The organism is Streptomyces sp. NPDC005878, assembly GCF_040629815.1.
In the GTDB taxonomy this organism is placed as follows: Bacteria; Actinomycetota; Actinomycetes; order Streptomycetales; family Streptomycetaceae; genus Streptomyces.
Map to the genome: position 1 here is coordinate 70538 of NZ_JBEXWK010000033.1, position 25562 is coordinate 96099.

A 25562-nucleotide genomic window follows, 5' to 3' on the forward strand; every position below is an offset into this window, starting at 1 on the left:
GCCGAGCGTATCGGCCGCCGTGCCGAAACGGGCGCAACACCATGACGTGTTCCATACTCGTGGGTGGTACCGCGTGACGGAGGGTGGTGGCCCGTGCAGTTCGACGACGACGCCGATCTGGACACGTCCGAGGTCAAGGACGTCCGGGGCAGCCGGGTCCCCGGCGGCAGAGCCACCATCGGCGGCGGCCTCGTCGGGATCGTCGCGCTCGTCCTCGGCCTGCTCTTCGGCGTCGGACCCGACCAGCTGGGGCTCTCCTCCGGCGACTCCGACCCGACGACCTCGGCGTCGGCGCAGGGGCAGGTGCAGGCGAGCTGCCGCAAGGGGCGCGACGCCAACACCAAGGAGGACTGCCGCGTCCTGGCGGTCGTCAACAGCGTGCAGGACTTCTGGTCGCAGGAGCTCCCGCGCCGGGGCGGGCGCTACACGTCCGCGCAGACGGTCTTCTTCACCGGCCGCGTCCCCACCGCGTGCGGGACGGCGACCTCGGCGGTGGGGCCGTTCTACTGCCCGGGCGACCGGCAGGTCTATCTGGACCTGGGGTTCTTCGACGACCTGCGGACCAAGTTCGGCTCCACGGGCGGACCGTTCGCCCAGGCGTACGTGGTGGCGCACGAGTACGGGCACCACATCCAGAACCTGATGGGCACCCTCGCCCGGTCCCAGGACGGGCGGCAGGGCGCGGACAGCGCCTCCGTCAGGGTCGAGCTCCAGGCCGACTGCTACGCCGGGGTGTGGGCGCACCACGCGACGACCACACCGGATCCCAGAACCGGCAGGCCGCTGCTGACCCGGCTGAGCGACCAGGACGTCAGGGACGGCCTGGACGCGGCGGCGGCCGTGGGCGACGACCGGATCCAGGAGAGGTTCCAGGGCCGGGTCACCCCCGAGTCCTGGACGCACGGCTCGGCCCAGCAGCGTCAGCAGTGGTTCCGCACCGGTTTCCAGTCGGGCGACACGGCCCGCTGCGACACGTTCGCCCGCTGAGCCGCCCGGGATCGCGGGCCGCCCGCACACGGCCCTCGGGGCGTTGTCAGTGCCGGGTGCGAGACTGAGATCCAGGTCACAGCGGGCCGCTACGAGGGCGGCGGCGACAGGGACGGGAGTGCGTCATGAGTGTGTATCCGACGATTCTGTACAGGGACGCGAAGGCCGCGATCAGGCTGCTGAAGGACGCCTTCGGGTTCACCGAGACGGCGGTGTTCGAGGACGCGGAGGGCCAGGTGCTCCACGCCGAACTGGCCAGCGGCACCGGTGTGGTGATGCTCGGCTCCAAGGGCCGGGGCGGCGTCTTCGCCAACGCCCTGCGCGACGCGGGCCCGGTGGGCGTCTATGTGGTGGTGGACGACGTGGACGCGCACCACAAGCGGGCGGTGGAGCACGGCGTGGAGATCCTGATGGAGCCCACCGACCAGGACTACGGCTCGCGCGACTACATGGCGCGCGACGCCGAGGGCAACGTGTGGAGCTTCGGTACGTACGCCCCCGGCGCGGCCGGCTGACCCCGGCTACACCCCGCCCGTGTGGACCTGGAAGGCCGCGCGGCGCACGGCCTTGGCGAGGGCCGGGTCCGGATGCGCGGCCGCCAGGGCGACCAGGACCTGCACGGTCCGGGGGTGGCCGACGGCCCTGACCTCGTCGAGCAGGGCGGGGACGGTGCCCTGCACGGCGGAGTCGAGGTGGCGCACCATCAGGTCGACCTCGCCGTGGTCGGCGACCGCCGCAGCGGTGTCGACCCACAGCCAGGTGGACTCCTCGCGGGTGAGGACGGCGGTGGCGTCCTCGGGGTCGGTGCCCTCGTGCTCGGCGAGCCACAGCAGGGCGTAGGGGCGCAGGAAGATCTCGTCGGTGGCGGCGCGCACCTCGGGTTCGGCGGGCGCGCCGACGACCCGGAGCGCCTCGAAGGCGAGCCCGCGCACCAGGGCGTCCTCGCCCCGGGCCGCGTCGAGCAGCTCGGTCACCGCGCTGCCGACGGGCCGGGCGGCGAGCCAGGCGCGGTACTCGGCGCGGGCGGGGCCGGGGGTCAGCCGGGCGCAGCCGCGCAGCATGTCCTCGGCGGACTGCTCGATGTTGCCGGCCGGGCTCTGCGCGGCGACGCAGATCTGCTCCAGCTTGACCCACACCGCCCAGTTGCCGAGCGGGGTGAGGGTGGCCGAGCCCTCGCCGAGGGTGAGCGCGCCGACGGCGGCGAGCCCGGCGAGGGCCCAGTCGAGGAGGAGGGAGAGGAAGGCGAGGGAGGCGGGGCGGTCCCCGCCGGTGGCGTCCGCGCCGGTGGCGTCGGGCACCTCGCAGCGCTCGTCGCGCAGTTCGGCGACGCGCTGGCCGAGCAGGTCGAGCAGGGCCGGTACGAGGACGGGACCGGCCGAGAGCTGGAGGAGGGAGAGCACCTGGGGGACGGCTTCGACGACCTCGGCCACGGCGGCGGGCGCGATGGCGGCCGGGGCGGGGTGGACGATCGACCAGGCGTCGAAGAGGGCGACCCAGCCGCGCAGCACGGCGGCGTCGTCGCGGTCCCAGGCGCGCAGCCGCCAGCCGGGGCGGGCGGTGCCGCCGTGCAGCTCGACGAGTCCGGCGAGCCGGGCGCGGTCCCAGCCGGCCCGCACCTGGGCGGGTGTCAGGCCCAGGGTGACGGAGGCCTGTTCGGCGGCGGCGGCGGAGAGGGTGCCGGTCGGGGCGGGGCGCGGCGCGGTGCCCCGGGCACGCTCGGCGTCGGCCCAGCGGGCGACGCGTACGGCGTCGGCGAGCACCGCTCTGGCCTGGCGGGCCAGTTCGGCGGGGGCCGGGGTGCCCTCGGGCGGCCGGGACGCCCGGGAGCGGCGGTCGCTCACGGCGCGGCGGGCGCTGGCGAGGGGCCGGGCGTCCTTCGCGTGCGGTGTGCGGACAAGCCGCAGTCTGGAGTCTCGCGGCAACTTCTCATCAGGCTTCCGGGACGTCACGGATGCAGTCTTCCCGTTGACGGCCGGAAAGCCCAAACGGAATGGCGGGCACCTGCCTTTCGCACGGGCCCGGGGCGGCGCGGCACGCGGCGGCGGGCCCCGGGGAGGGCGCCTCGCGGTGGCGGCCGAAAGCCGAAGCGGAACAGGCGCCCCGATCGCCGGGGCGCCGCCGGGCGGGCACGCGCGCGCCCCGGGTGGGCACCGGCGCCACGGGTCACATGAGCGGGGTCAGGAAGCGCCGCAGGGCCTCCTCGTACCGGTCCGGGTCGGCGTTCCACATCGCGGCGTGCGGGGCGTCCGGCACTGTGTGAAGGGTCACCAGATCGGGTCGGCGGGCGGCCAGTTCGCGGGTGAGGGGCCAGGAGGCCAGGGTGTCGCCGGGGCCGTGGAAGACCAGGGTCGGCACGCTCAGGGCGGCCGGGTCGGACACCCCGCGCAGCCGGCCGCCGTGCGGGCCGGTGCGGCCCTGCGCGGCCCGGACGGCGAGCGGCAGCAGCGCGCCCGGGGCGCCGTGCGCGACGGCGAGGGCGCGTACGGTGCCCTCCCAGTCGAGCACCGGCGAGTCCAGGACGAGCCCCCGGATCCGCTCGCGCATCCCGGAGTTCGCGGCGGCGAGCAGGGCCATGGTGGCGCCGGTGGACCAGCCGTGCAGGATGACGTGCCGGGCGCCGGAGCGTACGGCGTAGCGGATCGCGGCGTCGAGGTCGCGCCACTCCGCGTCGCCGAGGTGGCCGAGGCCGTCCGGGGGGCGGGGGGCGCCCGCGTCGCCCCGGTAGGCGAGGTCGAGCACCGGCAGCCGGTGGCGGTGCAGGAACCCCAGGACGTTGAGCGGGTGCTCCCGGGTGGTGCCCAGGCCGTGCACGGTGATCACCCAGGTGTCGCGGGCGCCCGGCACCAGCCAGGCGGGCAGCACACCGAGCTCCGCGGGGATCTCGACGTCCTCGTGGCGCAGCCCCAGCGCCCCGGCCGGGGTGCCGTGGTGGACCTGCGGGGTGAGCCGGACCCGGTCCCCGGGCTGCGGGCTGCCCCGGGTGACCCGCTCCAGGCGGCGCACCACGGTGTCCGCGGCGTGCGGCACGTCGACGACCTCGCCGACCACCGCGTGGACGCCGGGGCCCTCGATGCCGTACACACCGGGGCGCAGCGAGGCCAGGCAGCGGGTCAGGGCGATCCGTCCGGGCGCCGTGGCGTGCACGGTGAGCTCGGGGTCGGCGGGCAGCGGGCGGCCCGGCGGCACCTTGAGGGCCGCGTCGCTCGCGTACCGTCCGGCGGCCACCGCTGCCGCGCCGACGCCGATGAGTGTGGTGACGGCCGCTGCCGTCGCTGTAGCCGGGCGCACCGTTCCAGTGTCGGCAGTAAGCGGCGCCACGGCCAGTGGGCGGGGCCCACCGGGACACGTGTGGCGTACGGGACGTCAGCGCTGTCCGTACCCCCGGAACTGCTCGGCGGCCCGGTCGAGGTCCTCGGCCGAGAGCAGGGAGGGGGTGCGGCCGGGCACGGAGGAGGCGGCGAGCCAGAGCCGGCACATCCATTCCAGCTGGGCGGTGCGGTCGTACGCCTGGGAAAGGGTGGCTCCGCAGGTGACCGTTCCATGGTTCTGCAGGAGGCAGCCGGTGCGGCCGTCGAGGGCGCCGAGCATGTTCGCGGCGAGCTCCTCGGTCCCGTACAGCGCGTAGGGCGCGACCCGGACCGGTCCGCCGAGCTCGGCGGTCATGTAGTGGACCGGCGGGAGCTCGGTGACCAGGGTGGAGACGGCCGTGGCGTGGACGGCGTGGGTGTGGACGACGGCCCGGGCGTCGGTGTGCCGGTGGACGGCCAGGTGCAGGGGGAGCTCGCTGGTGGGCCGCAGGGTCCCGGCGACCTGCCGGCCGGTGAGGTCGACGGCGACGGTGTCACCGGGCCCGAGCCGCTCGTACGGCACCCCGCTGGGGGTGACGAGCACCAGGTCCCCGACGCGTACGGAGACGTTGCCCGAGGTCCCCACGACCAGGCCCTCCTCGGCGGTGCGGCGCGCGGTCGCGGTCAGCTCGGCCCAGGCCTCGGCGGTCTCGGCGGCGTCGATCGGCTCTCCCATGGGGGTGATCCTCGCAGGGCCCGTGCCGGGGCGGGAGAGTGAACGGAATCCTGCCCCCCTGGGACCTACGGCCGATATGCCCGTTCCGTACGGAACTGCGTGTCCCAAATCCCGGCCAAGAAGCGCCGGGATACACCGTGCGGTCCGGCTCAGTTCACCTTCCGTTCATTCAGGTTGCTTACGTTCGTCCAGCCACTGACGTCGAACGATTGCCTGGGTAAATGGAACACATCACGCTGCTGCTCGCCATTGTGGTCGTGACAGCTCTAGTGTTCGATTTCACGAACGGTTTCCATGACACCGCCAACGCGATGGCCACGACCATCTCGACCGGCGCCCTGAAGCCCAAAGCCGCGGTCGCCATGTCGGCCGCGCTCAACCTGGTCGGCGCGTTCCTGTCGGTGGAGGTCGCCAAGACGATCTCCGGCGGGATCATCAACGAGAAGGGCCTCCGAACAGAGGTCATCTTCGCGGCGCTCGTCGGCGCCATCCTGTGGAATCTGGTGACCTGGCTGCTCGGACTGCCGTCCAGCTCCTCCCACGCCCTGTTCGGCGGTCTGATCGGCGCGGCCGTGATGTCGGCCGGCTGGTCCTCGGTCAACGGCTCGACCGTCGTCACCAAGGTGCTCCTGCCCGCCGTCGCCGCCCCGATCGTCGCGGGCGTCGCCTCGATGCTGGCCACCCGGCTGACGTACCGGATCAACCGGAACGCCGACCCGGCGGCCGAGAAGGCCACCGCCAAGGGCTACCGGGCCGGACAGATCGCCTCCGCCGGCCTCGTCTCGCTCGCCCACGGCACCAACGACGCGCAGAAGACCATGGGCATCATCACCCTCGCCCTGGTCACCGGCGGCGTGCTGCACCCGGGCGCCAACCCCCCGCTGTGGGTCATCGTCTCGGCCGGCATGGCCATCGCCATGGGCACCTACCTCGGCGGCTGGCGCATCATCCGCACCATGGGCAAGGGCCTGACCGAGCTGGCTCCGCCGCAGGGCTTCGCCGCCCAGTCCGGTGCCGCGACCGTCATCCTGGCCTCCTCGCACCTCGGCTTCTCGCTCTCCACCACCCAGGTCTGCTCCGGCTCCGTCATGGGCGCCGGCCTCGGCCGCAAGGGCGGAGTGGTCCGCTGGTCCACCGCGACCCGGATGTTCATCGCCTGGGGCCTGACCCTGCCCGCCGCGGGCCTGGTCGGCGCCGGCGCCGAGTTCCTCGCCGGACGGGGCACCTGGGGCATCGTCCTCGTGGCGGTCCTGCTGGTCGGGGGCTCCGGCTTCATCTGGAAGCTGTCGCGCCGCCAGCCGGTCGACCACAACGACGTCACCCACGTCCCGGCCGCCGTTCCGGCCGAGCCCGCCGGTGTCGTCACGACCGCGATGGCCGCGGTCACCCCGCCGCCCACCGCCGCCGCCGTGGCCGTCGACCTGACGGCCACCATCCCGGCGCCCGCCCCCGCCGACCCGGCCCGCCCGGCCGTCGTCTGACCCGGCCGCGCTCCCCGAAGGAATCGTCATGCACATCGACTGGGCAGCTCTCGGCACCGTTTTCGGTGTCAGCCTCATCGTCACCGTCGGCCTGGTGGGCCTGTTCACCGTCGGCATCGTCGGCCTCAGCAAGCAGCAGTCGGCGGCGGCCGGCAAGGGCAACGTCGCTGTGGCCCGCACCACCGCCTACCTCTGCTTCGCGCTCTGCGCGGCGGCCGTCGCGTACGGCATCAACCTGATCGTCGCCAAGTAGGCCGACGACCGGCGCCGCACCCTCCACAACCGCCCTCCGGCCCTGCCGGGGGGCGGTTTCCTGTGTGCCTGCGCACACTCTCCCGTCGCAGGTCAGCAGCGAGTTGACGGGCGTTCCCGGGCATGGTGGACTGCCCGAGCCATTTACGGCGGCAGAAGAGGAAGCCGGTGCGAATCCGGCGCGGTCCCGCCACTGTCATCGGGGAATCATCCCCGTGAGCCAGGAACTCTCACCGCCGGTCGACGTCGTACCAGGGCGCGGACACCCTGAGTGAGGACATACCGCCATGCGCGCCTGCCTGTTGCCGGCACCCCCCGGACGTACCGGAGTTCCCCGCGGCGTTGCGGCGGGCTGACCCCATGCGTGCCGATCGCACTTTCGCGTACGGCGCCACCGCCGGTCTCCTCGGTGACCTCCTCCTCGGCGACCCCCGCCGCGGACACCCGGTCGCCGCGTTCGGCCGTGCCGCGGCCGCCGTGGAGCGCGCGCTGTGGCGCGACCACCGTGGCTGGGGCGCGCTGCACACCGCCGTGTGCGCCGGAGGTGCCGCGGGCGCCGCGCTGCTCGCCACCCGTGCCGTACGCCGCAGTCCCGCCGCCTCCGTCGCGCTGACCGCCGCCGCCACCTGGACGGTGGTGGGCGGCACTTCGCTGGGCCGGGAGGCCCGCGCGATCGCCGCGACCCTCCAGGCGGGGGACGTCGAGGCGGCCCGCGCGCGGCTGCCCCATCTGTGCGGCCGCGACCCGCAGTCGCTGGACGCGCCCGGCATCGCGCGCGCGGTCGTCGAGTCCGTCGCCGAGAACACCTCCGACGCCGTGGTGGGCGCGCTGGTGTGGGGGGCGCTCGCGGGCGTGCCCGGCCTGGTGGCGTTCCGCGCGGTCAACACCCTGGACGCGATGGTCGGCCACCGCTCGCCGCGCCATCTGCGGTACGGGTGGGCCTCGGCGCGCCTGGACGACGTGGCGGGCTGGCCGGGCGCCCGGCTCACGGCCGCGCTCGCGGTCGTGGCGGGAGGCGCGCCGCGCGCCGCCACGCGCGCGTGGCGGTCGGACGCGGCCAAGCACCCGAGCCCCAACGCCGGGCCCGTGGAGGCGTCGTTCGCGGGGGCGCTCGGCGTACGGCTCGGCGGCACCCTCGCGTACGGCGGCCGTGTCGAGCACCGGCCGGTGCTGAACGGGGACGGCCGGGCGGTGGAAGTGGCGGACATCGAGCGGGCGGTGCGGCTGTCGCGCCGGGTGGGCTGGCTGGCGCTGGGTGTGGCGATCGCGGTGAGGAAGGTACGGACATGAGCGGCGGACTGCTGGTCGCGGGCACCACGTCGGACGCGGGGAAGAGCGTCGTCACCGCCGGGATCTGCCGGTGGCTGGTGCGCCGGGGTGTGAAGGTCGCGCCCTTCAAGGGACAGAACATGTCCCTCAACTCCTTCGTGACGCGCGAGGGCGCGGAGATCGGGCGCGCGCAGGCGATGCAGGCGCAGGCGGCGCGCGTGGAGCCGTCCGCGCTGATGAACCCGGTGCTGCTCAAGCCGGGGAGCGACCGTTCGAGCCAGGTCGTGCTGATGGGCAAGCCGGTGGGCGAGTTGAGCGCCCGCGGCTACCACGGCGGGCGCCAGGAGGCGCTTCTGGGCACGGTCGTGGACTGCCTGGAGCGGCTGCGGGGCACGTATGACGCCGTGATCTGCGAGGGGGCGGGCAGCCCGGCCGAGATCAACCTGCGGCGCACCGACATCGTCAACATGGGCATCGCGCGCGCCGCGAGGCTGCCGGTGGTGGTGGTCGGCGACATCGACCGGGGCGGGGTGTTCGCCTCGTTCTTCGGTACGACGGCGCTGCTGAGCCGCGAGGACCAGGCGCTGGTCGCCGGATACATCGTCAACAAGTTCCGGGGCGACGTCTCGCTGCTCGAACCCGGTATCGACATGCTGCGCGGCCTCACCGGGCGCCCCACGTACGGGATCCTGCCGTTCGCGCACGGGCTCGGCATCGACGAGGAGGACGGCCTGAGAGTGTCCCTCCGGGGCGCCGTGCGCGAGTCCGTGGTGGCGCCGCCGGTCGGCGAGGACGTGCTGCGGATCGCGGTGTGCGCGGTGCCGCTGATGTCCAACTTCACGGACGTGGACGCGCTCGCCGCCGAGCCGGGCGTGATCGTACGGTTCGTGGACCGGCCCGAGGAGCTGGCCGACGCGGATCTGGTCGTGGTGCCGGGAACCCGGGGCACGGTCCGGGCGTTGGAGTGGCTGAGGGAACGGGGGCTGGCGCGGGAGCTGGCGCGCAGGGCGGCCGAGGGGCGTCCGGTGCTGGGGATCTGCGGCGGCTACCAGCTGCTCGGCGAACACATCGAGGACGACGTCGAGTCACGGGCGGGTTCCGTGACGGGTCTCGGACTGCTGCCCGTGCGGGTGCGGTTCGCGGCCGAGAAGACCCTCGCCCGGCCGGCCGGCGAGGCGCTGGGCGAGCGCGTGGAGGGATACGAGATCCACCACGGCGTCGCCGAGGTGCTGGGCGGGGATCGGTTCATCTCTGATGACGATGGACACAGCTTGGACGGATGCCGGGTCGGTGCGGTCTGGGGGACGCACTGGCACGGATCACTGGAGAGCGACGGTTTCAGACGGCGGTTCCTGGAGCGGGTCGCGAGCGCCGCCGGTCGGCGTTTCGTGCCCGCCCCCGACACGTCGTTCGGGGTGCTGCGCGAGGAGCAGCTGGACCGCCTCGGCGACCTCATCGAAGAACACGCGGACACGGACGCGCTCCTGCGGCTGATCGAGCAGGGCGCGCCCGCAGGACTTCCCTTCATCGCACCTGGAGCACCCGCATGAGCACTGTGCTGTTGTTGTCGACCGCCGACACGGATCTGCTGGCGGCCCGGGCCTCCGGGGCGCCCTTCCGGATCGGCAACCCCACCCGTATCGACGTGGCGGAGGAGCTGCCCGCGCTGATCGAGGGCGCGTCGGTGGCCGTCGTGCGCCTGCTGGGCGGCAAGCGCGCCTGGGAGGACGGTCTGGCCGCGCTGAAGGCGTCCGGCATCCCCACGGTGCTGCTGGGCGGCGAGTCCGTGCCGGACGCGGAGCTGATGGCCGAGTCCTCGGCCCCGGCCGGGGTGGTCGCCGAGGCCCTGCGCTATCTCGTCGAGGGCGGCCCCGGCAACCTCGTGGAGCTGTCGCGGTTCCTCTCCGACACCGTGCTGCTCACGGGCGTCGGCTTCGCGGAGCCGCAGAAGATGCCGGAGTGGGGCGTGCACGGCACGCGCGCGTACGTGGAGGGCCGCCCCACGGTCGGCGTGCTCTTCTACCGCGCCCATCAGCTCTCCGGCAACACCTCCTTCGTCGACGTGCTGTGCGACCGCATCGAGGCGCAGGGCGCCAACGCCCTCGCGGTGTACGTGGGGTCGCTGCGCGGCGCGGACCCGGCGCTCTACGAGACGCTGGGCCGGGCGGACGCGCTGATCGCCACCGTCCTGGCGGCGGGCGGCACCACCGCCTCGCAGGCGAGCGCGGGCGGCGACGAGGAGGCATGGGACATCGGCGCCCTGGCCGACCTGAACGTGCCGGTGCTGCAAGGGCTCTGCCTCACCTCGTCCAAGGCCGCCTGGGAGGCGTCGGACGCGGCCCTCTCCCCCATGGACGCGGCGATGCAGGTCGCCATCCCCGAGTTCGACGGCCGGCTGATCACCGTCCCGTTCTCCTTCAAGGAGCAGGGCCCCGACGAGGTACCGGTGTACGTCGCCGACCCGGAGCGGGCCTCCCGCGTCGCCGGGATCGCGGTGCGCCACGCCCGTCTGAAGCACAAGCCGAACGCGGAGAAGAAGCTGGCCCTGGTCTTCACCGCCTACCCCACCAAGCACTCGCGCGTGGGCAACGCGGTGGGTCTGGACACGCCCGCCTCGGCGGTCCGGGTCCTGGACGCGCTGCGGGACGCCGGTTACCGGGTGGAGGGCCACCCGGACAACGGCGACGAGCTGATCCACCGGCTGATCAACGCGGGCGGCCACGACGTGGAGTGGCTCACCGAGGAGCAGCTCGCGGCGGCCCCCGCGCGCGTGCCGCTCGCGGACTACCGCGCCTGGTTCGAGAAGCTGGAGCCGGAGCTGCGCGACAGCATGCTGGAGCACTGGGGCGAGCCCCCGGGCCAGTTGTACGTGGACGGCGACGAGATCGTGCTCGCCTCCCTGCAGTTCGGCAACGTCGTGGTGATGATCCAGCCGCCGCGCGGCTTCGGCGAGAACCCGATCGCGATCTACCACGACCCGGACATGCCGCCCTCGCACCACTACATGGCCGCCTACCGCTGGCTGGAGAACAGCTTCGGCGCCGACGCGATCGTCCACATGGGCAAGCACGGCACCATGGAGTGGCTGCCCGGCAAGGGCCTCGGGCTGTCCTCGGGCTGCGGTCCCGACGCGGTCCTGGGCGACCTGCCGCTGGTCTACCCGTTCATCGTCAACGACCCGGGCGAGGGCACCCAGGCCAAGCGGCGCGGCCACGCCACGGTCGTGGACCACCTCGTCCCGCCGATGGCCCGCGCCGACACCTACGGCGACCTGGCCAAACTGGAGCAGCTCCTCGACGAGTACGCGCTGGTGAGCGATCTCGACCCGACGAAGGCCCCGGCGGTGCGGGCCCAGATCTGGACGCTGGTCAAGGCCGCCGAGCTCCACCACGACCTGCACGTCGACGAGCAGCCGGACGACGGCGACTTCGACGAGTTCGTCATGCACATCGACGGCTACCTCTGCGAGATCAAGGACGTCCAGATCCGCGACGGCCTGCACATCCTGGGCGGCGGCCCCGAGGCCGAGCCCCGGGTCAACCTGGTGCTCGCGGTGCTGCGCGCCTCCCAGGTGTGGGGCGGGCAGGCCAACGCGCTGCCCGGTCTGCGCGCCTCGCTTGCCGAGCACTTCGGCCTGGTGGAGAAGGAGCTGCTGGCCGAGCCGGGCGCGCCGGTGAAGGTGCCGGTGGAGCTGACGGACCTGGTCGAGGGCCCGGCCCGTACGGCGGCCGACACGATCGACCTCCTGGAGCACCTGTGCCGCCGTCTGGCGGAGGGCATGGAGGAGCGCGGCTGGTCGGTGCCGGCCTGCGCCCCGCTGGTCGCCGAGGTCCTGGGCGCCGAACTGCCGGACGCGGTGGCGGTGCTGGAGTTCGCCTGCCGTGAGGTGGTGCCGCGCCTGGCGCGCACGACCGACGAGATCACCCACATCCTGCGGGCGCTCGACGGCGGCTACGTGCCGGCGGGCCCGTCCGGCTCCCCCACCCGGGGCCTGGTCAACGTCCTGCCGACCGGCCGCAACTTCTACTCGGTGGACCCCAAGGCCATCCCCTCGCGGCTGTCCTGGGAGGTCGGCCAGGCACTCGCCGACTCGCTGGTGGCGCGCTATCTGGCGGACACCGGGGCGTACCCGAAGTCGGTGGGCCTGACCGTGTGGGGCACCTCCGCGATGCGCACCCAGGGCGACGACATCGCCGAGATCCTGGCGCTGCTGGGCTGCCGCCCGGTGTGGGACGAGGCGTCCCGCCGCGTCACCGGCTTCGAGGTGGTCCCGGTCGCGGAGCTGGGCCGTCCCCGCATCGATGTGACGGTCCGCATCTCCGGCTTCTTCCGGGACGCGTTCCCGCACGTGGTCGGGCTGCTCGACGACGCGGTGCGGGCGGTGGCGGAGCTGGACGAGCCGGCCGAGTCCAACTACGTCCGGGCGCACGCCGACGAGGACACCGCCGAGCACGGCGACCGCCGCCGCGCCACGGCCCGTATCTTCGGCTCCAAGCCGGGGGCGTACGGGGCGGGCCTGCTCCCCCTGATCGACGCGCGCAACTGGCGCAGCGACGCCGACCTCGCCGAGGTGTACGCGGTGTGGGGCGGCTACGCGTACGGGCGCGGTCTCGACGGACGCGCGGCGCGCGGCGACATGGAGACGGCGTTCCGCCGGATCGCGGTGGCCGCGAAGAACGTCGACACGCGCGAGCACGACCTGGTCGACGCCGACGACTACTTCCAGTACCACGGCGGCATGGTCGCCATGGTCCGCCATCTGACGGGCGAGTCCCCCGAGGCGTACGTGGGCGACTCGGCCACCCCGGACCAGATCAAGACCCGCACCCTGGGCGAGGAGACCCACCGCGTCTTCCGCGCGCGCGTGGTCAACCCGCGCTGGATGGCGGCGATGCGGCGCCACGGCTACAAGGGCGCCTTCGAGATGGCCGCGACCGTGGACTACCTGTTCGGGTACGACGCGACGGCGGGCGTGGTCGACGACTGGATGTACGAGAAGCTCAGCGCGGAGTACGTGTTCGACGAGACGAACCGCGACTTCATGAAGAAGTCCAACCCCTGGGCGCTGCGCGGCATCACGGAACGCCTCCTCGAGGCCGCCGACCGCGGCCTGTGGGCCGAACCGGACGCGGAGACGCTGGAGCAGCTCCGCGCGACCTATCTGCAGCTCGAGGGCGACCTGGAGGGTGACGACGCATGAGCACGCCTTATCCGTTCACCGCGATCGTCGGACAGGACGATCTGCGCCTCGCCCTGCTGCTGAACGCGGTGAGTCCCGCCGTCGGCGGTGTCCTCGTCCGGGGCGAGAAGGGCACCGCGAAGTCGACGGCCGTGCGGGCGCTCTCGGCGCTGCTGCCCGAGGTCGAGGTGGTCACGGGCTGCCGCTTCTCCTGCGACCCGGCCGCGCCCGACCCGGCGTGCCCCGACGGGCCGCACGAGGCCGGGACCGGGGCCGCCCGGCCCGCCCGGATGGTGGAGCTGCCGGTCGGCGCCTCCGAGGACCGCCTGGTGGGCGCGCTGGACATCGAGCGGGCGCTCGCCGAGGGCGTGAAGGCCTTCGAGCCCGGTCTGCTCGCCCAAGCCCACCGGGGCATCCTCTACGTGGACGAGGTCAACCTCCTCCACGACCACCTGGTCGACCTGCTGCTCGACGCCGCCGCGATGGGCGCCTCGTACGTGGAGCGCGAGGGCGTCTCGGTACGGCACGCCGCGCGCTTCCTGCTGGTGGGCACGATGAACCCGGAGGAGGGCGAGCTCAGGCCGCAGCTCCTGGACCGGTTCGGGCTGACCGTGGAGGTCTCGGCGTCCCGGGAGCCGGACCAGCGGGTCGAGGTGGTCCGCAGGCGCCTGGCGTACGACGACGAGCCGGCCGCGTTCGCGGCGCGCTGGGCCGACGAGGAGAGCGCGGTCCGGGCGCGCATCATCGCCGCGCGGGCGTTGCTGCCCCGGGTCCGGCTCGGTGACGGCGCGCTGCGGCAGATCGCGGCCACCTGCGCGGCCTTCGAGGTCGACGGCATGCGGGCCGACATCGTGATGGCGCGCACCGCGACGGCGCTGGCCGCCTGGGCGGGGCGCGAGGAGGTGCTCGCCGAGGACGTGCGGCAGGCGGCGCTGCTGGCGCTGCCGCACCGCCGCCGGCGCAACCCCTTCGACGCCCCGGGCCTGGACGAGGACAAGCTCGACGACACGCTCCAGGAGTTCGGGGACACGGGTGAGGACGACGACCCGGACCCGGACGGTCCGGGCGGCGGGGGCGGACAGCCCCCGCAGGACGGCGGCCCGGCGCCGGAGGCGGGCACGGGCGACACCCCCGCGCGCCCCGAGGCGGGCGAGGGCGGCGAGCCGCAGCCGTCCGGCGCGGGCGAGCAGCAGGCGGTCCGGGCGGGTGAGCCGTTCCGTACGAAGATGCTGAGCGTGCCGGGCCTCGGCGAGGGCGCGGCCGGGCGCCGCTCGCGGGCCCGCACGGCGCACGGGCGCACCACCGGCGCCCGCCGCCCCCAGGGCGCCCTCACCAAGCTGCACCTGGCGGCGACGGTCCAGGCGGCCGCGCCCCACCAGCGGGCGCGCGGGCGTTCGGGGCGCGGGCTCGTCGTGCGGCGCGACGATCTGCGCCAGGCGACCCGGGAGGGCCGCGAGGGCAATCTGGTGCTCTTCGTCGTCGACGCCTCGGGGTCGATGGCGGCCCGGCAGCGGATGGGCGCCGTCAAGGGCGCGGTGCTGTCGCTGCTCCTCGACGCCTACCAGCGGCGGGACAAGGTCGGTCTGATCACCTTCCGCGGCAAGGACGCGGAGGTGGCGCTGCCGCCGACGTCGTCGGTGGACGCGGCGGCGGTCCGTCTGGAGACGCTGCCGACCGGCGGGCGCACCCCGCTGGCGGCCGGGCTGCTGAAGGCGCACGACGTGCTGCGGGTGGAGCGGATGCGCGATCCGTCGCGGCGGCCGCTGCTCGTGGTGGTGACGGACGGGCGGGCCACCGGTGGCGTGGACCCGGTGGCGCTGGCGGGCCGCTCGGCCCGGCTGCTGGCGGCCGAGGGGGTCGCGTCGGTGGTCGTGGACTGCGAGGCGGGCGCGGTGCGCCTGGGGCTCGCGGCGGAGCTGGCGCGCGAGCTGGGCGGTCCCGCGGTGACGCTCGACGAGCTGCGGGCCGACTCGATCGCGGGCCTGGTCAAGGACGTACAGGGGACGAACAGGAGGGCCGCCTGATGCCGCAGGGACAGCCGAGTGTGGTGCCGGAGGACGGTCTGACGACCCGTCAGCGGCGTAACAGGCCGCTGGTCGTGGTCCATACGGGCATCGGCAAGGGCAAGTCGACGGCCGCGTTCGGGCTCGCGCTGCGGGCCTGGAACCAGGGCTGGCCGATCGGGGTGTTCCAGTTCGTCAAGTCGGCGAAGTGGAAGGTCGGCGAGGAGAACGCGCTGAAGGTGCTCGGCGCCTCCGGCGAGGGCGGCAGCGTCGCCTGGCACAAGATGGGCGAGGGCTGGTCGTGGATCCAGCGCGCCCCCTCGGAGGGCGAACTCTCCAACGAGGAGAAGGCCCGCGAGGGCTGGGAGCAGGTCAAGCGGGACCTGGCCGCCGAGACGTACCGGCTGTACGTGCTCGACGAGTTCGCCTACCCCATGCACTGGGGCTGGATCGACACCGACGAGGTCGTCGCGGTGCTGCGGGACCGCCCCGGCACCCAGCACGTGGTGATCACCGGGCGCAACGCCCCGGAGAAGCTGGTGGACTTCGCGGACCTGGTGACCGACATGTCCAAGGTCAAGCACCCGATGGACGCCGGCCAGAAGGGGCAGCGGGGCATCGAGTGGTAGCACGTCTCGTCATCGCGGCCCCCTCGTCGGGCAGCGGGAAGACCACGGTCGCGACGGGCCTGATGGCCGCGCTCGCCGCGACCGGGCTCACCGTGTCCCCGCACAAGGTCGGCCCCGACTACATCGACCCCGGCTACCACGCCCTGGCCACGGGGCGCCCGGGGCGCAACCTCGACGCGTACCTGTGCGGGGAGTCGCTGGTGGCACCGCTGTTCGCGCACGGGGCGCGAGGGTGCGACATCGCGGTGGTCGAGGGCGTGATGGGGCTGTACGACGGGGCGGCCGGGCTCGGTGAGCTGGCCTCCACCGCCCAGGTGGCGAAGCTGCTGCGGGCGCCGGTGGTGCTGGTCGTCGACGCGTCCTCGCAGTCGCGGTCGGTGGCGGCGCTGGTGCACGGCTTCGCGTCCTGGGATCCCGGGGTGCGGATCGGCGGAGTGATCCTCAACAAGGTGGCCTCGGACCGGCACGAGGCGCTGCTGCGGGAGGCGCTGGACGAGTCCGGCGTCCCGGTCCTCGGCGCCCTGCGGCGCGCGGCCCCGCTGTCGACGCCGTCGCGCCATCTGGGCCTGGTGCCGGTGGCCGAGCGGCGCGCCGACGCGGTGGCCGCGGTGGCGGCGATGGCGGAGCGGGTGCGGCAGGGGTGCGATCTGGCCGCGCTGATGGGGCTGGCGCGGTCGGCGCCGCGGCTCGGGTGCGAGCCGTGGGACGCCTTGGAGGTGTTGCTCCCCCACCCCGCCCCTTCCCCGAACCCTCCGGGGGCGGGGGTGGGTGAAGGTGCTTTCCCGGGGGCTGTGCCCCCGGACCCCGAGCGGGGCCTGCGGCCCCCGGCCCCCGCCTCGGGGCTCCGCCCCGGACCCCGCTCCTCAAACGCCGGAGGGGCTGGAGGTGCCCTTGAGGGGCGCGGGGAACTGCGCGACCAGCCACAGACTGCCCGCAGACGAACACCGGACTCAGAGCCGCGCCCCGTCGTCGCCCTCGCCGGCGGCCCCGCCTTCACGTTCTCGTACGCCGAGCACGCCGAACTGCTCGCCGCCGCCGGGGCGGAGGTCGTGGTGTTCGACCCGCTCAGGGACGAGGCGCTTCCCGACGGCACCGCCGGACTCGTCATCGGCGGCGGCTTCCCCGAGGTGTACGCGGCCGAGCTCAGCGCCAACGAGCCGCTGCGGGAGGCCGTCGGCGCGCTCGCGCGGTCGGGGGCGCCCGTCGCCGCCGAGTGCGCCGGGCTGCTCTATCTGGCGCGTTCGCTGGACGGACAGCCGATGTGCGGCGTCCTGGACGCCGACGCGCGGATGACGGAACGGCTGACACTCGGGTACCGCGAAGCCGTGGCCGTGGGCGACAGTTGCCTGGCCGAGGCCGGAACGCGGCTGCGCGGCCACGAGTTCCACCGGACCGTCCTGGACCCGGGGGCCGGACCCGCGCCCGCGTGGGGCCTGGTGCACCCGGAGCGCCGGGTCGAGGGGTTCGTCCAGCAGGGCGTGCACGCGAGCTATCTGCACACACACTGGGCCGCACGGCCCGCCATCGCCCGTCGGTTCGTCGAGAGGTGCCCGCAATGAGCAAGCTGGTCGGAGTCGGAGTGGGGCCCGGCGACCCGGAGTTGGTGACCGTCAAGGGCGTCAAGGCGCTCCAGGCCGCCGACGTGGTCGTCGTACCCGTCATGGACACCGGGGAGCGCGGCCGCGCCGAGGCGACCGTGCTCCACTACGTGGACGGCGCCCGGATCGTCCGGGTCGTCTTCGCGCTCAACGAGCGCACCGACCGCGGCCGGCGCGAGGCGGCCTGGGACGCGGCGGGCGAGACGGTCGCCGCGCTGCTGCGCGCGCACGAGCGCGTCGCCTTCGCGACCATCGGCGACCCCAATGTGTACTCGACGTTCACCTACCTCGCCCAGACCATCACCGAGCTGGTGCCGGGCACGGAGATCGTCACCGTGCCCGGGATCACCGCCATGCAGGACCTCGCCGCGCGTTCGGGCGCCGTGCTCACCGAAGGCACCGAGCCGCTCACGCTGGTCCCCGTCACCGCCGGGGCGACCGTCCTGAAGGACGCGCTGGAGGGGCCGGGGACGGTCGTGGCGTACAAGTTCGGCCGCCAGGCCGGTGAGGTGGCGGCCGCGCTGCGCGCGACCGGGCGGATCGACGACGCGGTGTGGGGCTCGGCGCTCGGCCTGGACGAGGAGCTCATCAGCCCGGCCGCCGAGCTGGACGGCCGCACCCTGCCCTACCTCTCGACGCTCATCGCGCCCGCGCGGCGCGAGGGCGGACGCGGCGGCAAGCTGTGACCGCGCCGCCGCCCCCGCCCCGGACGCCCCGGGGCTCATCCCGCGATGCCCACCACCAGCCAGATGAAGGCCACGCCCGCGACCGTGCAGAGCAGGGTCGAGCGGGCCGGGTGGTCGTGGTGCGCCTCGGGCAGGATCTCGGCGGCGGCCAGATACAGCAGCACCCCGCTGAAGAAGCCCAGATAGCCTCCGAGCAGCTCGGCCGGAAGAGTGAACAGCAGGGTGGAGGCGGCGCCGGCCATCGGGGCGAACGCGTCCGCGACGAGCATGGCGACGGCCTTGCGCTTGTCGTTCCCGTACAGGCTGGTGATCGTGTAGGTGTTGAAGCCGTCGGCGAAGTCGTGGGTGATCACCGCGACCGCCACGGCCGCGCCCATGCCGCCGCCCACCTGGAACGCGGCGCCGATCGCGATGCCGTCCATCAGGCTGTGCCCGACCATCGCCGCGGCGGCCGTCAGGCCCACCTGCGGCGCCCTCTCGTCCGCCCCATGGGCCGCCCGGCGCACCGCCAGGAGGCGTTCCACCAGGTGGGCGAGGAGGAAGCCGCCCACGAACAGCAGGAGCCCGGCCGGTACGCCGAAGACGTCGTCGCCCGCCGCCTCCAGCGCCTCCGGCAGCAGGTCGAGCCCGACCACGCCGAGCATCAGGCCGCCCGCCAGTCCCAGCACCAGATGGCGCCGGTCGGTGACGCGCTGGGCCGTCCAGCCGCCGACCAGTGTCATCAGGAAGGCGCCGAGCGCCACGATCACCACCATGCGCCCTTGCTAACCGACTGACCCACCCCCGCGCATTTCGCTTTACCGACTGTGTGACGTACGAGAGGACCCCTCCCATGGCCGATGCCCCCACCGGCAGGCTGACCGTCGTCGGCGCCGGCCCCGGCGCCGCCGACCTGCTGACGTTCCGTGCCGCCCGGGCGATCGCCGAGGCCGACGTGGTCATCTGGGCCGCGAGCCTGGTCCAGGCCGAGGTCCTGGACCACGCGCGCGAGGACGCCGAGATCCTGGATTCGGCGGCGATGTCCCTGGAGGACGTCGTCGGCGTGTACGAGCGGGCCGCCCGCGAGGGCCTGAAGGTCGCCCGGATCCACTCCGGCGACCCGGCGCTGTGGGGCGGCACCCAGGAGCAGCTCGACCGGGTGGCGGGGCTCGGCCTGGAGGTCGAGATCGTCCCGGGCGTCTCCTCGTTCTCGGCGGTCGCGGCGATCGCCCAGCGCGAGCTGACCATCCCGGAGGTGGCCCAGTCCGTGATCCTCACCCGTCTGGGCGGCGGCAAGACGCCGATGCCGCCCGGCGAGGAGGTGCGCGAGTTCGCCCGGCACGGCACGACCATGGCCGTCTTCCTGTCGGCCGCCCGCTCCGGCCAGCTGGTCGAGGAGCTGCTTGAGGGCGGCTATCCGACGTCGACGCCGGTCGTCGTGGCGTACCAGGCGACCTGGCCCGAGGAGCTGGTGCTGCGCTGCACGATCGGCACGCTGGAGGAGACGGTCAAGGAGCACAAGCTCTGGAAGCACACGCTCTTCCTGGTCGGCCCCGCCCTGTCGGCGTCCGGCACCCGCTCGCACCTCTACCACCCGGGCCACTTCCACGGCTTCCGCCGGGCCGATCCGGCGGCCCGGCGTGCGCTGAAGGCCGAGAACGCCGAGAAGGCGGAGCGCTCCCCGTCATGATCACCGTCATCGGTACGGGGACGGGCGCGCCGCTGGCCCCGGACGCCCTGGCGGCGCTCGCCGGGGCCACGCTGGTCACCGGCGCGGCCCGCCATCTCGCGGCGGCCGAGGTCCCGCCGGGCGCCAAGCAGGTGGTGCTCGGTCCGCTGGCGCCCGCCCTCGACGCCATCGCCGAGCACCGCGAGCGCGGCGGCCGGGTCGTGGTGCTGGCCTCCGGCGACCCCGGGTTCTTCGGGATCGTCCGGGCGCTGGCCGAGCGGTTCGGCCCGCGTGAGCTGGACGTACGGCCGGGGACCGCTTCGGTGGCCGTGGCCTTCGCCCGGCTGGGGCTGCCCTGGGACGACGCGCTGGTGGTCAGCGCGCACGGGCGGGATCTGCGCACGGCCGCCAACGTGTGCCGGGCGCACCCCAAGACCGCCGTGCTCACCGGCCCCGGCGCCGGGCCCGCCGAGCTCGGCGCGGAGCTCGCCCGCCGGGCGCCCGAGCGCGTCCTGGTGGTCGCGTCGGCCCTGGGCGACCCGCGGCGGGAGCGGCTGGTGCGGGTGACCCCGGCGGAGGCCGCGGCCCGGGAGTGGGACGCGGTCAGCGTGATCATCTGCCTGGACGAGGAGCAGGCGCTCTCGCCGGTGCGCACGGTCGCGGGCGGGCGGGCCACACCCGACCGCTGGGCACTGGAGGAGAGCGCGTTCGCCCACCGCGACTCGATGATCACCAAGGCCGAGGTCCGGGCCCTCGCGCTGGCCCGGATCGGCCCCCGCCTGGGCGATCTCGTCTGGGACATAGGAGCCGGGTCGGGCTCGGTGGCCGTGGAGTGCGCCCGGTTCGGGGCGGCGGCGGTCGCGGTCGAGAAGACCGCCGAGGGCTGCGAGCACGTCCGGGCCAACGCGGCGGCGCACCACGTGGACGTGCGGGTGGTGCACGGCGCGGCGCCCACGGTCCTGTCGGACCTGGCCGACCCGGACGCGGTGTTCATCGGCGGGGGCGGCCGCGAGCTGCCCGCGATCGTCACGGCCTGCGCCCGCCGGGCCCGGCGCACGGTGGTGGTGGCGCTGGCCGCGCTCGACCGTGTTCCGGCGGTGCGGGCGGCGCTGGCCGGGGCCGGTCTGGAGACCGACGGAGTGCTGCTCCAGGCCTCGCGGCTCGCGCCGCTGCCCGGCGACGTGACCCGGCTCGCCGCCGCCAACCCCGTCTTCCTGCTGTGGGGCGACCGCCCCGCACCCTCTGCCGTATCGGTTGTCGAAGGAGCTGTTCAGTGATCGGCCTGATCTCCGCCACCGCGGCGGGCGCCATCGCCCGCGACCGGTTGGCCGCGGCCTGGCCCGGCCGGGTCCGGGTGTACGAAGGACCCGTGCGGGAGGCCGTCGGGCAGGCCTTCGCCGAGTGCGAGGCGCTGGTGTGCTTCCTCGCCACCGGGGCCACGGTCCGGCTGCTCGCCCCGCTCCTGGCGGACAAGGCGTCCGACCCGGGCGTGGTCTGCGTGGACGAGGCCGGGCGCTTCGCCGTCTCCCTGCTCGGGGGCCACGGGGGCGGTGCCAACGCGCTGGCCGGCGAGGTCGCCGAGGTCCTCGGCTGTACGCCGGTGGTGACCACGGCGACGGACGCGGTGGACGTGCCGGGCCTGGACACCCTCGGCCTGCCCGTCGAGGGCGCGGTGGCCGCGGTCTCGCGCGCGGTGCTCGACGGCTCCCCGGTGGCGCTGCGCGCGGACGGGGTGTGGCCGCTGCCCGCCCTCCCGCCGAACGTGCGCCCCGACGCGGAGGGCCCTGCCACCCTCCACCTCACCGACCGGCTGCTGGAACCGGGCCCGGACGAGGCCGTACTGCGGCCGAAGTCCCTGGTCGTCGGCGTCGGCGCGTCCAAGGGCGCCCCCGTGGAGGAGGTGCTCGGCCTGATCGGGGACACCCTCGCGGGCGCGGGCCTGAGCGCGCTGAGCGTGGCGGCGCTGGCCACCGTGGACGCGAAGTCCGGGGAGCCGGGCATCGTGGAGGCCGCCTCCCGGCTCGGGGTGCCGCTCACCACGTACAGCGCCGAAGAGCTCGCCGGGATCACCGTGCCGAACCCGTCCGACGCGCCGCTGGAGGCCGTCGGGACGCCGAGCGTCGCGGAGGCCGCCGCGCTCGCGGGCGGGGGTGAACTGCTGGTGCCCAAGCGGAAGTCGAGCCCCGAGGGGCGTGCCGCGATGGCCACCTGCGCGGTGGTGCGGCGCGCTCCGCGCGGACGGCTCGCGGTCGTCGGGCTCGGCCCCGGTGCCCGGGACCTGCTCACCCCGCGCGCCAAGGACGAGCTGCGCCGGGCCTCGGTGCTCGTCGGGCTCGACCAGTACGTGGACCAGATCCGCGATCTGCTGCGGCCCGGCACCACGGTCCTGGAGTCGGGGCTCGGCGCCGAGGAGGAGCGGGCCCGTACCGCCGTCGCCCGGGCGCGCGCCGGGCACGCGGTCGCGCTGATCGGCTCCGGCGACGCGGGGGTGTACGCGATGGCGTCGCCCGCGCTCGCCGAGGCCGCCGACGACATCGAGGTGGTGGGCGTGCCGGGCGTGACGGCCGCGCTGGCCGCCGCCGCGATCCTGGGCGCGCCGCTGGGCCACGACCACGTCTCCATCTCGCTCTCGGACCTGCACACGCCGTGGGAGGTCATCGAGCGCCGCGTCCGTGCGGCGGCCGAGGCGGACATCGTGGTGACCTTCTACAACCCGCGCAGCCGGGGCCGCGACTGGCAGCTGCCCAAGGCGCTCGGCATCCTCGCCGGGCACCGCGCCGCGCACACCCCGGTCGGCGTGGTGCGCAACGCCTCGCGCCCCGACGAGAACAGCCGGCTGACCACGCTCGGCGCGCTGGACCCGGCGACCGTGGACATGATGACCGTGGTGACCGTGGGCAACACGGCCACCCGGGAGATCGCCGGCCGCATGGTGACCCCGCGCGGCTACCGCTGGCAGACCTCCTCCCCCGGGGAGGCCGAGTGAGCAGGCCCTGGGAGCGTACGGTCCACCCCATCGAGGTGGAGTCGTACCGGCGGATGCGCGCCCGCCTCGACACCTCGCACTTCGCGCCGCTGACGAGGGCGGTGGTGGAGCGGGTCGTCCACTCCGCCGCCGACCTCGGCTACGCCACGGACCTCGTCATGGACGAGGACGCGCTGGTCCAGGCCCATGCGGCGCTGCACGCCGGGGCGCCGGTCGTCACCGACGTGGAGATGGTCGCGGCCGGGATCACCCGGCGCGAGACGGTCTGCCGCCTCCGGGACGCCGAGTCCGGTCCCGGGCTCACGCGGTCGGCCCACGCCGTCCGGCTCGCGTACGAGCAGGTGGGCCCCGGCGCGCTCTGGGTGATCGGCAACGCGCCCACCGCCCTGGAGGAGCTCCTCACGCTCGACGCCGCGCCCGCGCTGGTGATCGGGCTTCCGGTCGGCTTCGTAGGCGCCGTCGAGTCCAAGCAGGCACTGCGGGAGAGCGGCCTGCCCGCCGTCAGCAACGTTTCCGAGAAGGGCGGCTCGGCGGTGGCCTCCGCCGCGCTCAACGCCCTTCTGTACCACCCCCTCGCCAAGGAGAAGCAGTGACCACCCCCCAGACCAAGCCCGCCCTGCTCATCGCCGGGCACGGCACCCGGGACGACGCCGGGGCCGAGGCGTTCCGCGCGTTCGTCGAGGAGCTCGGCCGCCGCAACCCCGAACTGCCCGTCGCGGGCGGCTTCATCGAGCTGTCGCCGCCGCCGCTGGGCGACGCCGTGACCTCGCTCGTCGAGCAGGGGGTCAAGCGGTTCGCCGCGGTGCCCCTGATGCTGGTGTCGGCCGGACACGCCAAGGGCGACATCCCGGCCGCGCTCACCCGCGAGAAGGAGCGCCACCCCGGCATCTCCTACACCTACGGCCGCCCGCTCGGGCCGCACCCCTCGCTGCTCGCGGTCCTGGAGCGCCGGGTCGACGAGGTCATCGACGGCCTCGACCGCTCCGAGGTGACCGTCCTCCTGGTCGGCCGGGGCTCCACCGACCCCGACGCCAACTCCGAGGTCCACAAGGCGGCCCGGCTGTTCTGGGAGGGCCGCGGTTACGCGGGCGTGGAGACCGCCTTCGTCTCGCTCGCCGCGCCCGACGTGCCGGCCGGTCTCGACCGCTGCGAGAAGCTGGGCGCGCGGAACATCGTCGTCCTGCCGTACTTCCTCTTCACCGGCATCCTGCCGGACCGGGTGCGGCAGCAGACCGAGGAGTGGGCGGCGGCGCACCCCGCTCTCGACGTGCGCTCCGCCGACGTCATCGGCGCGGCCGAGGAGCTGCACACGCTGGTCATGGAGCGGTACGAGGAGGCGGTGAAGGGGGATCTGCGGATGAACTGCGACTCCTGCGTCTACCGGATCGCGCTGCCCGGATTCGAGGACAAGGTGGGAATGCCGCAGCAGCCCCACTTCCACCCGGACGACGACGGCCACCATCATCACCACCATGGCAGCCATGCGCACGCACATCACTGAGCACGATCTGCGCCACCACGGGGACGCGGAGGTCCGTGACGCCGGCACGGGTCTCACCGACCTCGCGGTCAACGTACGGGCGGACACTCCCCCGGAGTGGCTGCGGGAGCGGATCGCCGCGTCCCTGACCGGGCTCGCCGCCTACCCCGACGGGCGTGCGGCGCGGGCGGCGGTCGCGGAGCGGCACGGTCTGCCGGTGGAGCGGGTGCTGCTCACGGCGGGGGCGGCGGAGGCGTTCGTGCTGCTCGCGCGGGCCCTTCCGGTCCGCCACCCCGTGGTGGTGCATCCGCAGTTCACCGAGCCCGAGGCGGCCCTGCGGGACGCCGGGCACGAGGTCCGGCGGGTCCTGCTGCGCCCTCGGGACGGCTTCCGGCTCGACCCGGCGGCCGTCCCCGAGGAGGCGGACCTGGTCGTGGTGGGCAACCCCACCAACCCCACGTCGGTGCTGCACCCCGGCGGGGTGCTGGCCGCGCTCGCCCGGCCCGGGCGGACGCTGGTCGTGGACGAGGCGTTCATGGACGCGGTGCCGGGCGAGCGGGAGGCGCTGGCGGGGCGTACGGACGTGCCGGGCCTGGTGGTCCTGCGCAGCCTCACCAAGACGTGGGGCCTGGCGGGCCTGCGGATCGGCTACGTCCTGGCCGAGCCGTCGGTGGTGGCCGCGCTCTCCCGGGCCCAGCCGCTGTGGCCCGTCTCCACGCCCGCCCTGGTGGCGGCGGAGGCGTGCGTGTCGCCGAGGGCGCTGGCGGAGGCGGAGGAGGCGGCCCACCGCCTCGCCGCGGACCGGGCGCATCTGGTGGCGGGGCTGGGCGAGTTCGAGGAGGTACGGGTGGTGGAGGCGGCCCAGGGCCCGTTCGTCCTGGTACGGATGGACGCTGCCGTGGAGGTACGGGCGCGGCTGCGGGGCCTGGGGTTCCTGGCGCGGCGGGGCGACACGTTCCCGGGCCTCGGCCCGGAGTGGCTGCGGCTGGCGGTGCGGGACCGCGCGACGACGAATCGTTTCCTCCAGGCCCTGGACCAGGCCTTGACGCTGACGTCGGCGTGACCTTCCGGGGGCGGGGGGCCGAAACCGGGCCGCAGGGACGCGCCCACGACCCCCGGACGGGCTTCCCTCATCTGCGGCCCGGTGGTGGGCCGGTCGCGCAGTTCCCCGCGCCCCTGGAGGGGCCTGCGGCCCCAGGCGGCTTCATTCGACTGCGGACCGTGCTGGGGCACCCGCGCGGTTCCCCGCGCCCCCAGGTACTCAGGGGTCGCCGCATCTGCCGCCGCTGTAACCGCAGCATCGCCACCACCAGCGCCTTCGTCCTGTGGCCGCACGGGCGG

General features: G+C 74.7%; 21 protein-coding genes and 1 riboswitch. Of the genes, 17 read left to right on the plus strand and 4 right to left on the minus strand.

Translation table 11 applies throughout. From position 1 onward, the window contains the following. Nucleotides 1–93: 93 nt before the first annotated feature. Nucleotides 94–987 (plus strand): neutral zinc metallopeptidase, encoded by an 894-nt coding sequence (locus ABZ404_RS33365; RefSeq protein ID WP_358831989.1) that lies wholly within the window; start codon nucleotides 94–96, stop codon nucleotides 985–987. A gap of 125 nt (nucleotides 988–1112) precedes the next feature. Further along, on the plus strand, nucleotides 1113–1502 hold the full coding sequence (locus tag ABZ404_RS33370; protein ID WP_358831990.1) for a VOC family protein: 390 nt from the start codon (nucleotides 1113–1115) through the stop codon (nucleotides 1500–1502). A 6-nt stretch (nucleotides 1503–1508) separates the two neighbouring features. Here the strand turns inward: ABZ404_RS33370 and ABZ404_RS33375 are convergent, their stop codons facing one another. The 3 genes from ABZ404_RS33375 to ABZ404_RS33385 form a co-directional block, all read right to left on the minus strand. After that, nucleotides 1509–2828, minus strand: a complete 1320-nt coding sequence (locus ABZ404_RS33375) for a hypothetical protein (protein WP_358832000.1) — start codon at nucleotides 2826–2828, stop codon at nucleotides 1509–1511. Nucleotides 2829–3150: 322 nt separating this feature from the next. After that, on the minus strand, nucleotides 3151–4275 hold the full coding sequence (locus ABZ404_RS33380) for a hypothetical protein (RefSeq protein WP_358831991.1): 1125 nt from the start codon (nucleotides 4273–4275) through the stop codon (nucleotides 3151–3153). Nucleotides 4276–4350: 75 nt separating this feature from the next. Then, nucleotides 4351–5010: a class II aldolase/adducin family protein gene (locus ABZ404_RS33385; protein ID WP_358831992.1), complete on the minus strand. Its 660-nt coding sequence runs from the start codon at nucleotides 5008–5010 to the stop codon at nucleotides 4351–4353. Nucleotides 5011–5231: 221 nt separating this feature from the next. Here ABZ404_RS33385 and ABZ404_RS33390 point away from each other — a divergent pair, with 221 nt between their 5' ends. The 9 genes from ABZ404_RS33390 (at nucleotide 5232) to cobI (ending at nucleotide 18107) form a co-directional block, all read left to right on the plus strand. Beyond that, a complete protein-coding gene (locus ABZ404_RS33390; protein ID WP_358831993.1) occupies nucleotides 5232–6491 on the plus strand; it encodes an inorganic phosphate transporter in 1260 nt (419 codons plus the stop codon). Nucleotides 6492–6519: 28 nt separating this feature from the next. Then, nucleotides 6520–6744, plus strand: coding sequence for a hypothetical protein (locus ABZ404_RS33395; protein WP_358831994.1), 225 nt, complete (start codon nucleotides 6520–6522; stop codon nucleotides 6742–6744). A 109-nt stretch (nucleotides 6745–6853) separates the two neighbouring features. Next, nucleotides 6854–6996: riboswitch (cobalamin riboswitch) on the plus strand. A 107-nt stretch (nucleotides 6997–7103) separates the two neighbouring features. Continuing rightward, complete coding sequence (locus ABZ404_RS33400; protein ID WP_358831995.1) at nucleotides 7104–8033, plus strand: cobalamin biosynthesis protein; 930 nt, start codon at nucleotides 7104–7106, stop codon at nucleotides 8031–8033. Then, nucleotides 8030–9562 carry a cobyric acid synthase gene (locus ABZ404_RS33405; RefSeq protein ID WP_358831996.1) on the plus strand — a complete coding sequence of 511 codons (1533 nt, stop codon included), beginning with the start codon at nucleotides 8030–8032 and terminating at the stop codon, nucleotides 9560–9562. Before ABZ404_RS33400 ends, ABZ404_RS33405 begins: the two co-directional genes overlap by 4 nt. Continuing rightward, nucleotides 9559–13212, plus strand: a complete 3654-nt coding sequence (cobN, locus tag ABZ404_RS33410; RefSeq protein WP_358831997.1) for a cobaltochelatase subunit CobN — start codon at nucleotides 9559–9561, stop codon at nucleotides 13210–13212. Before ABZ404_RS33405 ends, cobN begins: the two co-directional genes overlap by 4 nt. Beyond that, the gene (locus ABZ404_RS33415) at nucleotides 13209–15215 is read left to right on the plus strand and encodes a putative cobaltochelatase (RefSeq protein ID WP_358991223.1); all 2007 of its coding nucleotides are present in this window, start codon (nucleotides 13209–13211) and stop codon (nucleotides 15213–15215) included. Before cobN ends, ABZ404_RS33415 begins: the two co-directional genes overlap by 4 nt. Next, nucleotides 15215–15823 (plus strand): cob(I)yrinic acid a,c-diamide adenosyltransferase, encoded by a 609-nt coding sequence (cobO, locus tag ABZ404_RS33420; RefSeq protein WP_358837838.1) that lies wholly within the window; start codon nucleotides 15215–15217, stop codon nucleotides 15821–15823. Before ABZ404_RS33415 ends, cobO begins: the two co-directional genes overlap by 1 nt. Beyond that, a complete protein-coding gene (locus ABZ404_RS33425; RefSeq protein ID WP_358991226.1) occupies nucleotides 15817–17382 on the plus strand; it encodes a cobyrinate a,c-diamide synthase in 1566 nt (521 codons plus the stop codon). Before cobO ends, ABZ404_RS33425 begins: the two co-directional genes overlap by 7 nt. Continuing rightward, a complete protein-coding gene (gene cobI, locus ABZ404_RS33430) occupies nucleotides 17379–18107 on the plus strand; it encodes a precorrin-2 C(20)-methyltransferase (RefSeq protein WP_358836616.1) in 729 nt (242 codons plus the stop codon). Before ABZ404_RS33425 ends, cobI begins: the two co-directional genes overlap by 4 nt. 35 nt (nucleotides 18108–18142) lie before the next feature. Here cobI and ABZ404_RS33435 read toward each other — a convergent pair whose 3' ends face one another. Further along, complete coding sequence (locus tag ABZ404_RS33435; RefSeq protein ID WP_358836617.1) at nucleotides 18143–18862, minus strand: ZIP family metal transporter; 720 nt, start codon at nucleotides 18860–18862, stop codon at nucleotides 18143–18145. A 77-nt stretch (nucleotides 18863–18939) separates the two neighbouring features. On the opposite strand from ABZ404_RS33435, the gene cobM reads away from it, so the two are divergent. Genes cobM through cobC form a run of 6 tightly spaced genes read left to right on the plus strand, consistent with a single transcriptional unit; the run spans nucleotide 18940 to nucleotide 25284 of the window. Beyond that, nucleotides 18940–19776, plus strand: a complete 837-nt coding sequence (cobM, locus tag ABZ404_RS33440) for a precorrin-4 C(11)-methyltransferase (protein ID WP_358836618.1) — start codon at nucleotides 18940–18942, stop codon at nucleotides 19774–19776. Beyond that, entirely contained in the window at nucleotides 19773–21032 is a 1260-nt protein-coding gene (cbiE, locus tag ABZ404_RS33445) for a precorrin-6y C5,15-methyltransferase (decarboxylating) subunit CbiE (protein WP_358836619.1), read from the plus strand. Before cobM ends, cbiE begins: the two co-directional genes overlap by 4 nt. Continuing rightward, nucleotides 21029–22741: a precorrin-3B C(17)-methyltransferase gene (cobJ, locus tag ABZ404_RS33450; RefSeq protein ID WP_358836620.1), complete on the plus strand. Its 1713-nt coding sequence runs from the start codon at nucleotides 21029–21031 to the stop codon at nucleotides 22739–22741. The genes cbiE and cobJ overlap by 4 nt, the downstream gene beginning before the upstream one ends. Further along, the gene (locus ABZ404_RS33455) at nucleotides 22738–23334 is read left to right on the plus strand and encodes a precorrin-8X methylmutase (RefSeq protein ID WP_358836621.1); all 597 of its coding nucleotides are present in this window, start codon (nucleotides 22738–22740) and stop codon (nucleotides 23332–23334) included. The genes cobJ and ABZ404_RS33455 overlap by 4 nt, the downstream gene beginning before the upstream one ends. After that, the gene (locus ABZ404_RS33460) at nucleotides 23331–24242 is read left to right on the plus strand and encodes a sirohydrochlorin chelatase (protein ID WP_358836622.1); all 912 of its coding nucleotides are present in this window, start codon (nucleotides 23331–23333) and stop codon (nucleotides 24240–24242) included. The genes ABZ404_RS33455 and ABZ404_RS33460 overlap by 4 nt, the downstream gene beginning before the upstream one ends. Continuing rightward, a complete protein-coding gene (cobC, locus tag ABZ404_RS33465; RefSeq protein WP_358836623.1) occupies nucleotides 24214–25284 on the plus strand; it encodes an Rv2231c family pyridoxal phosphate-dependent protein CobC in 1071 nt (356 codons plus the stop codon). Before ABZ404_RS33460 ends, cobC begins: the two co-directional genes overlap by 29 nt. Nucleotides 25285–25562 lie beyond the last annotated feature (278 nt).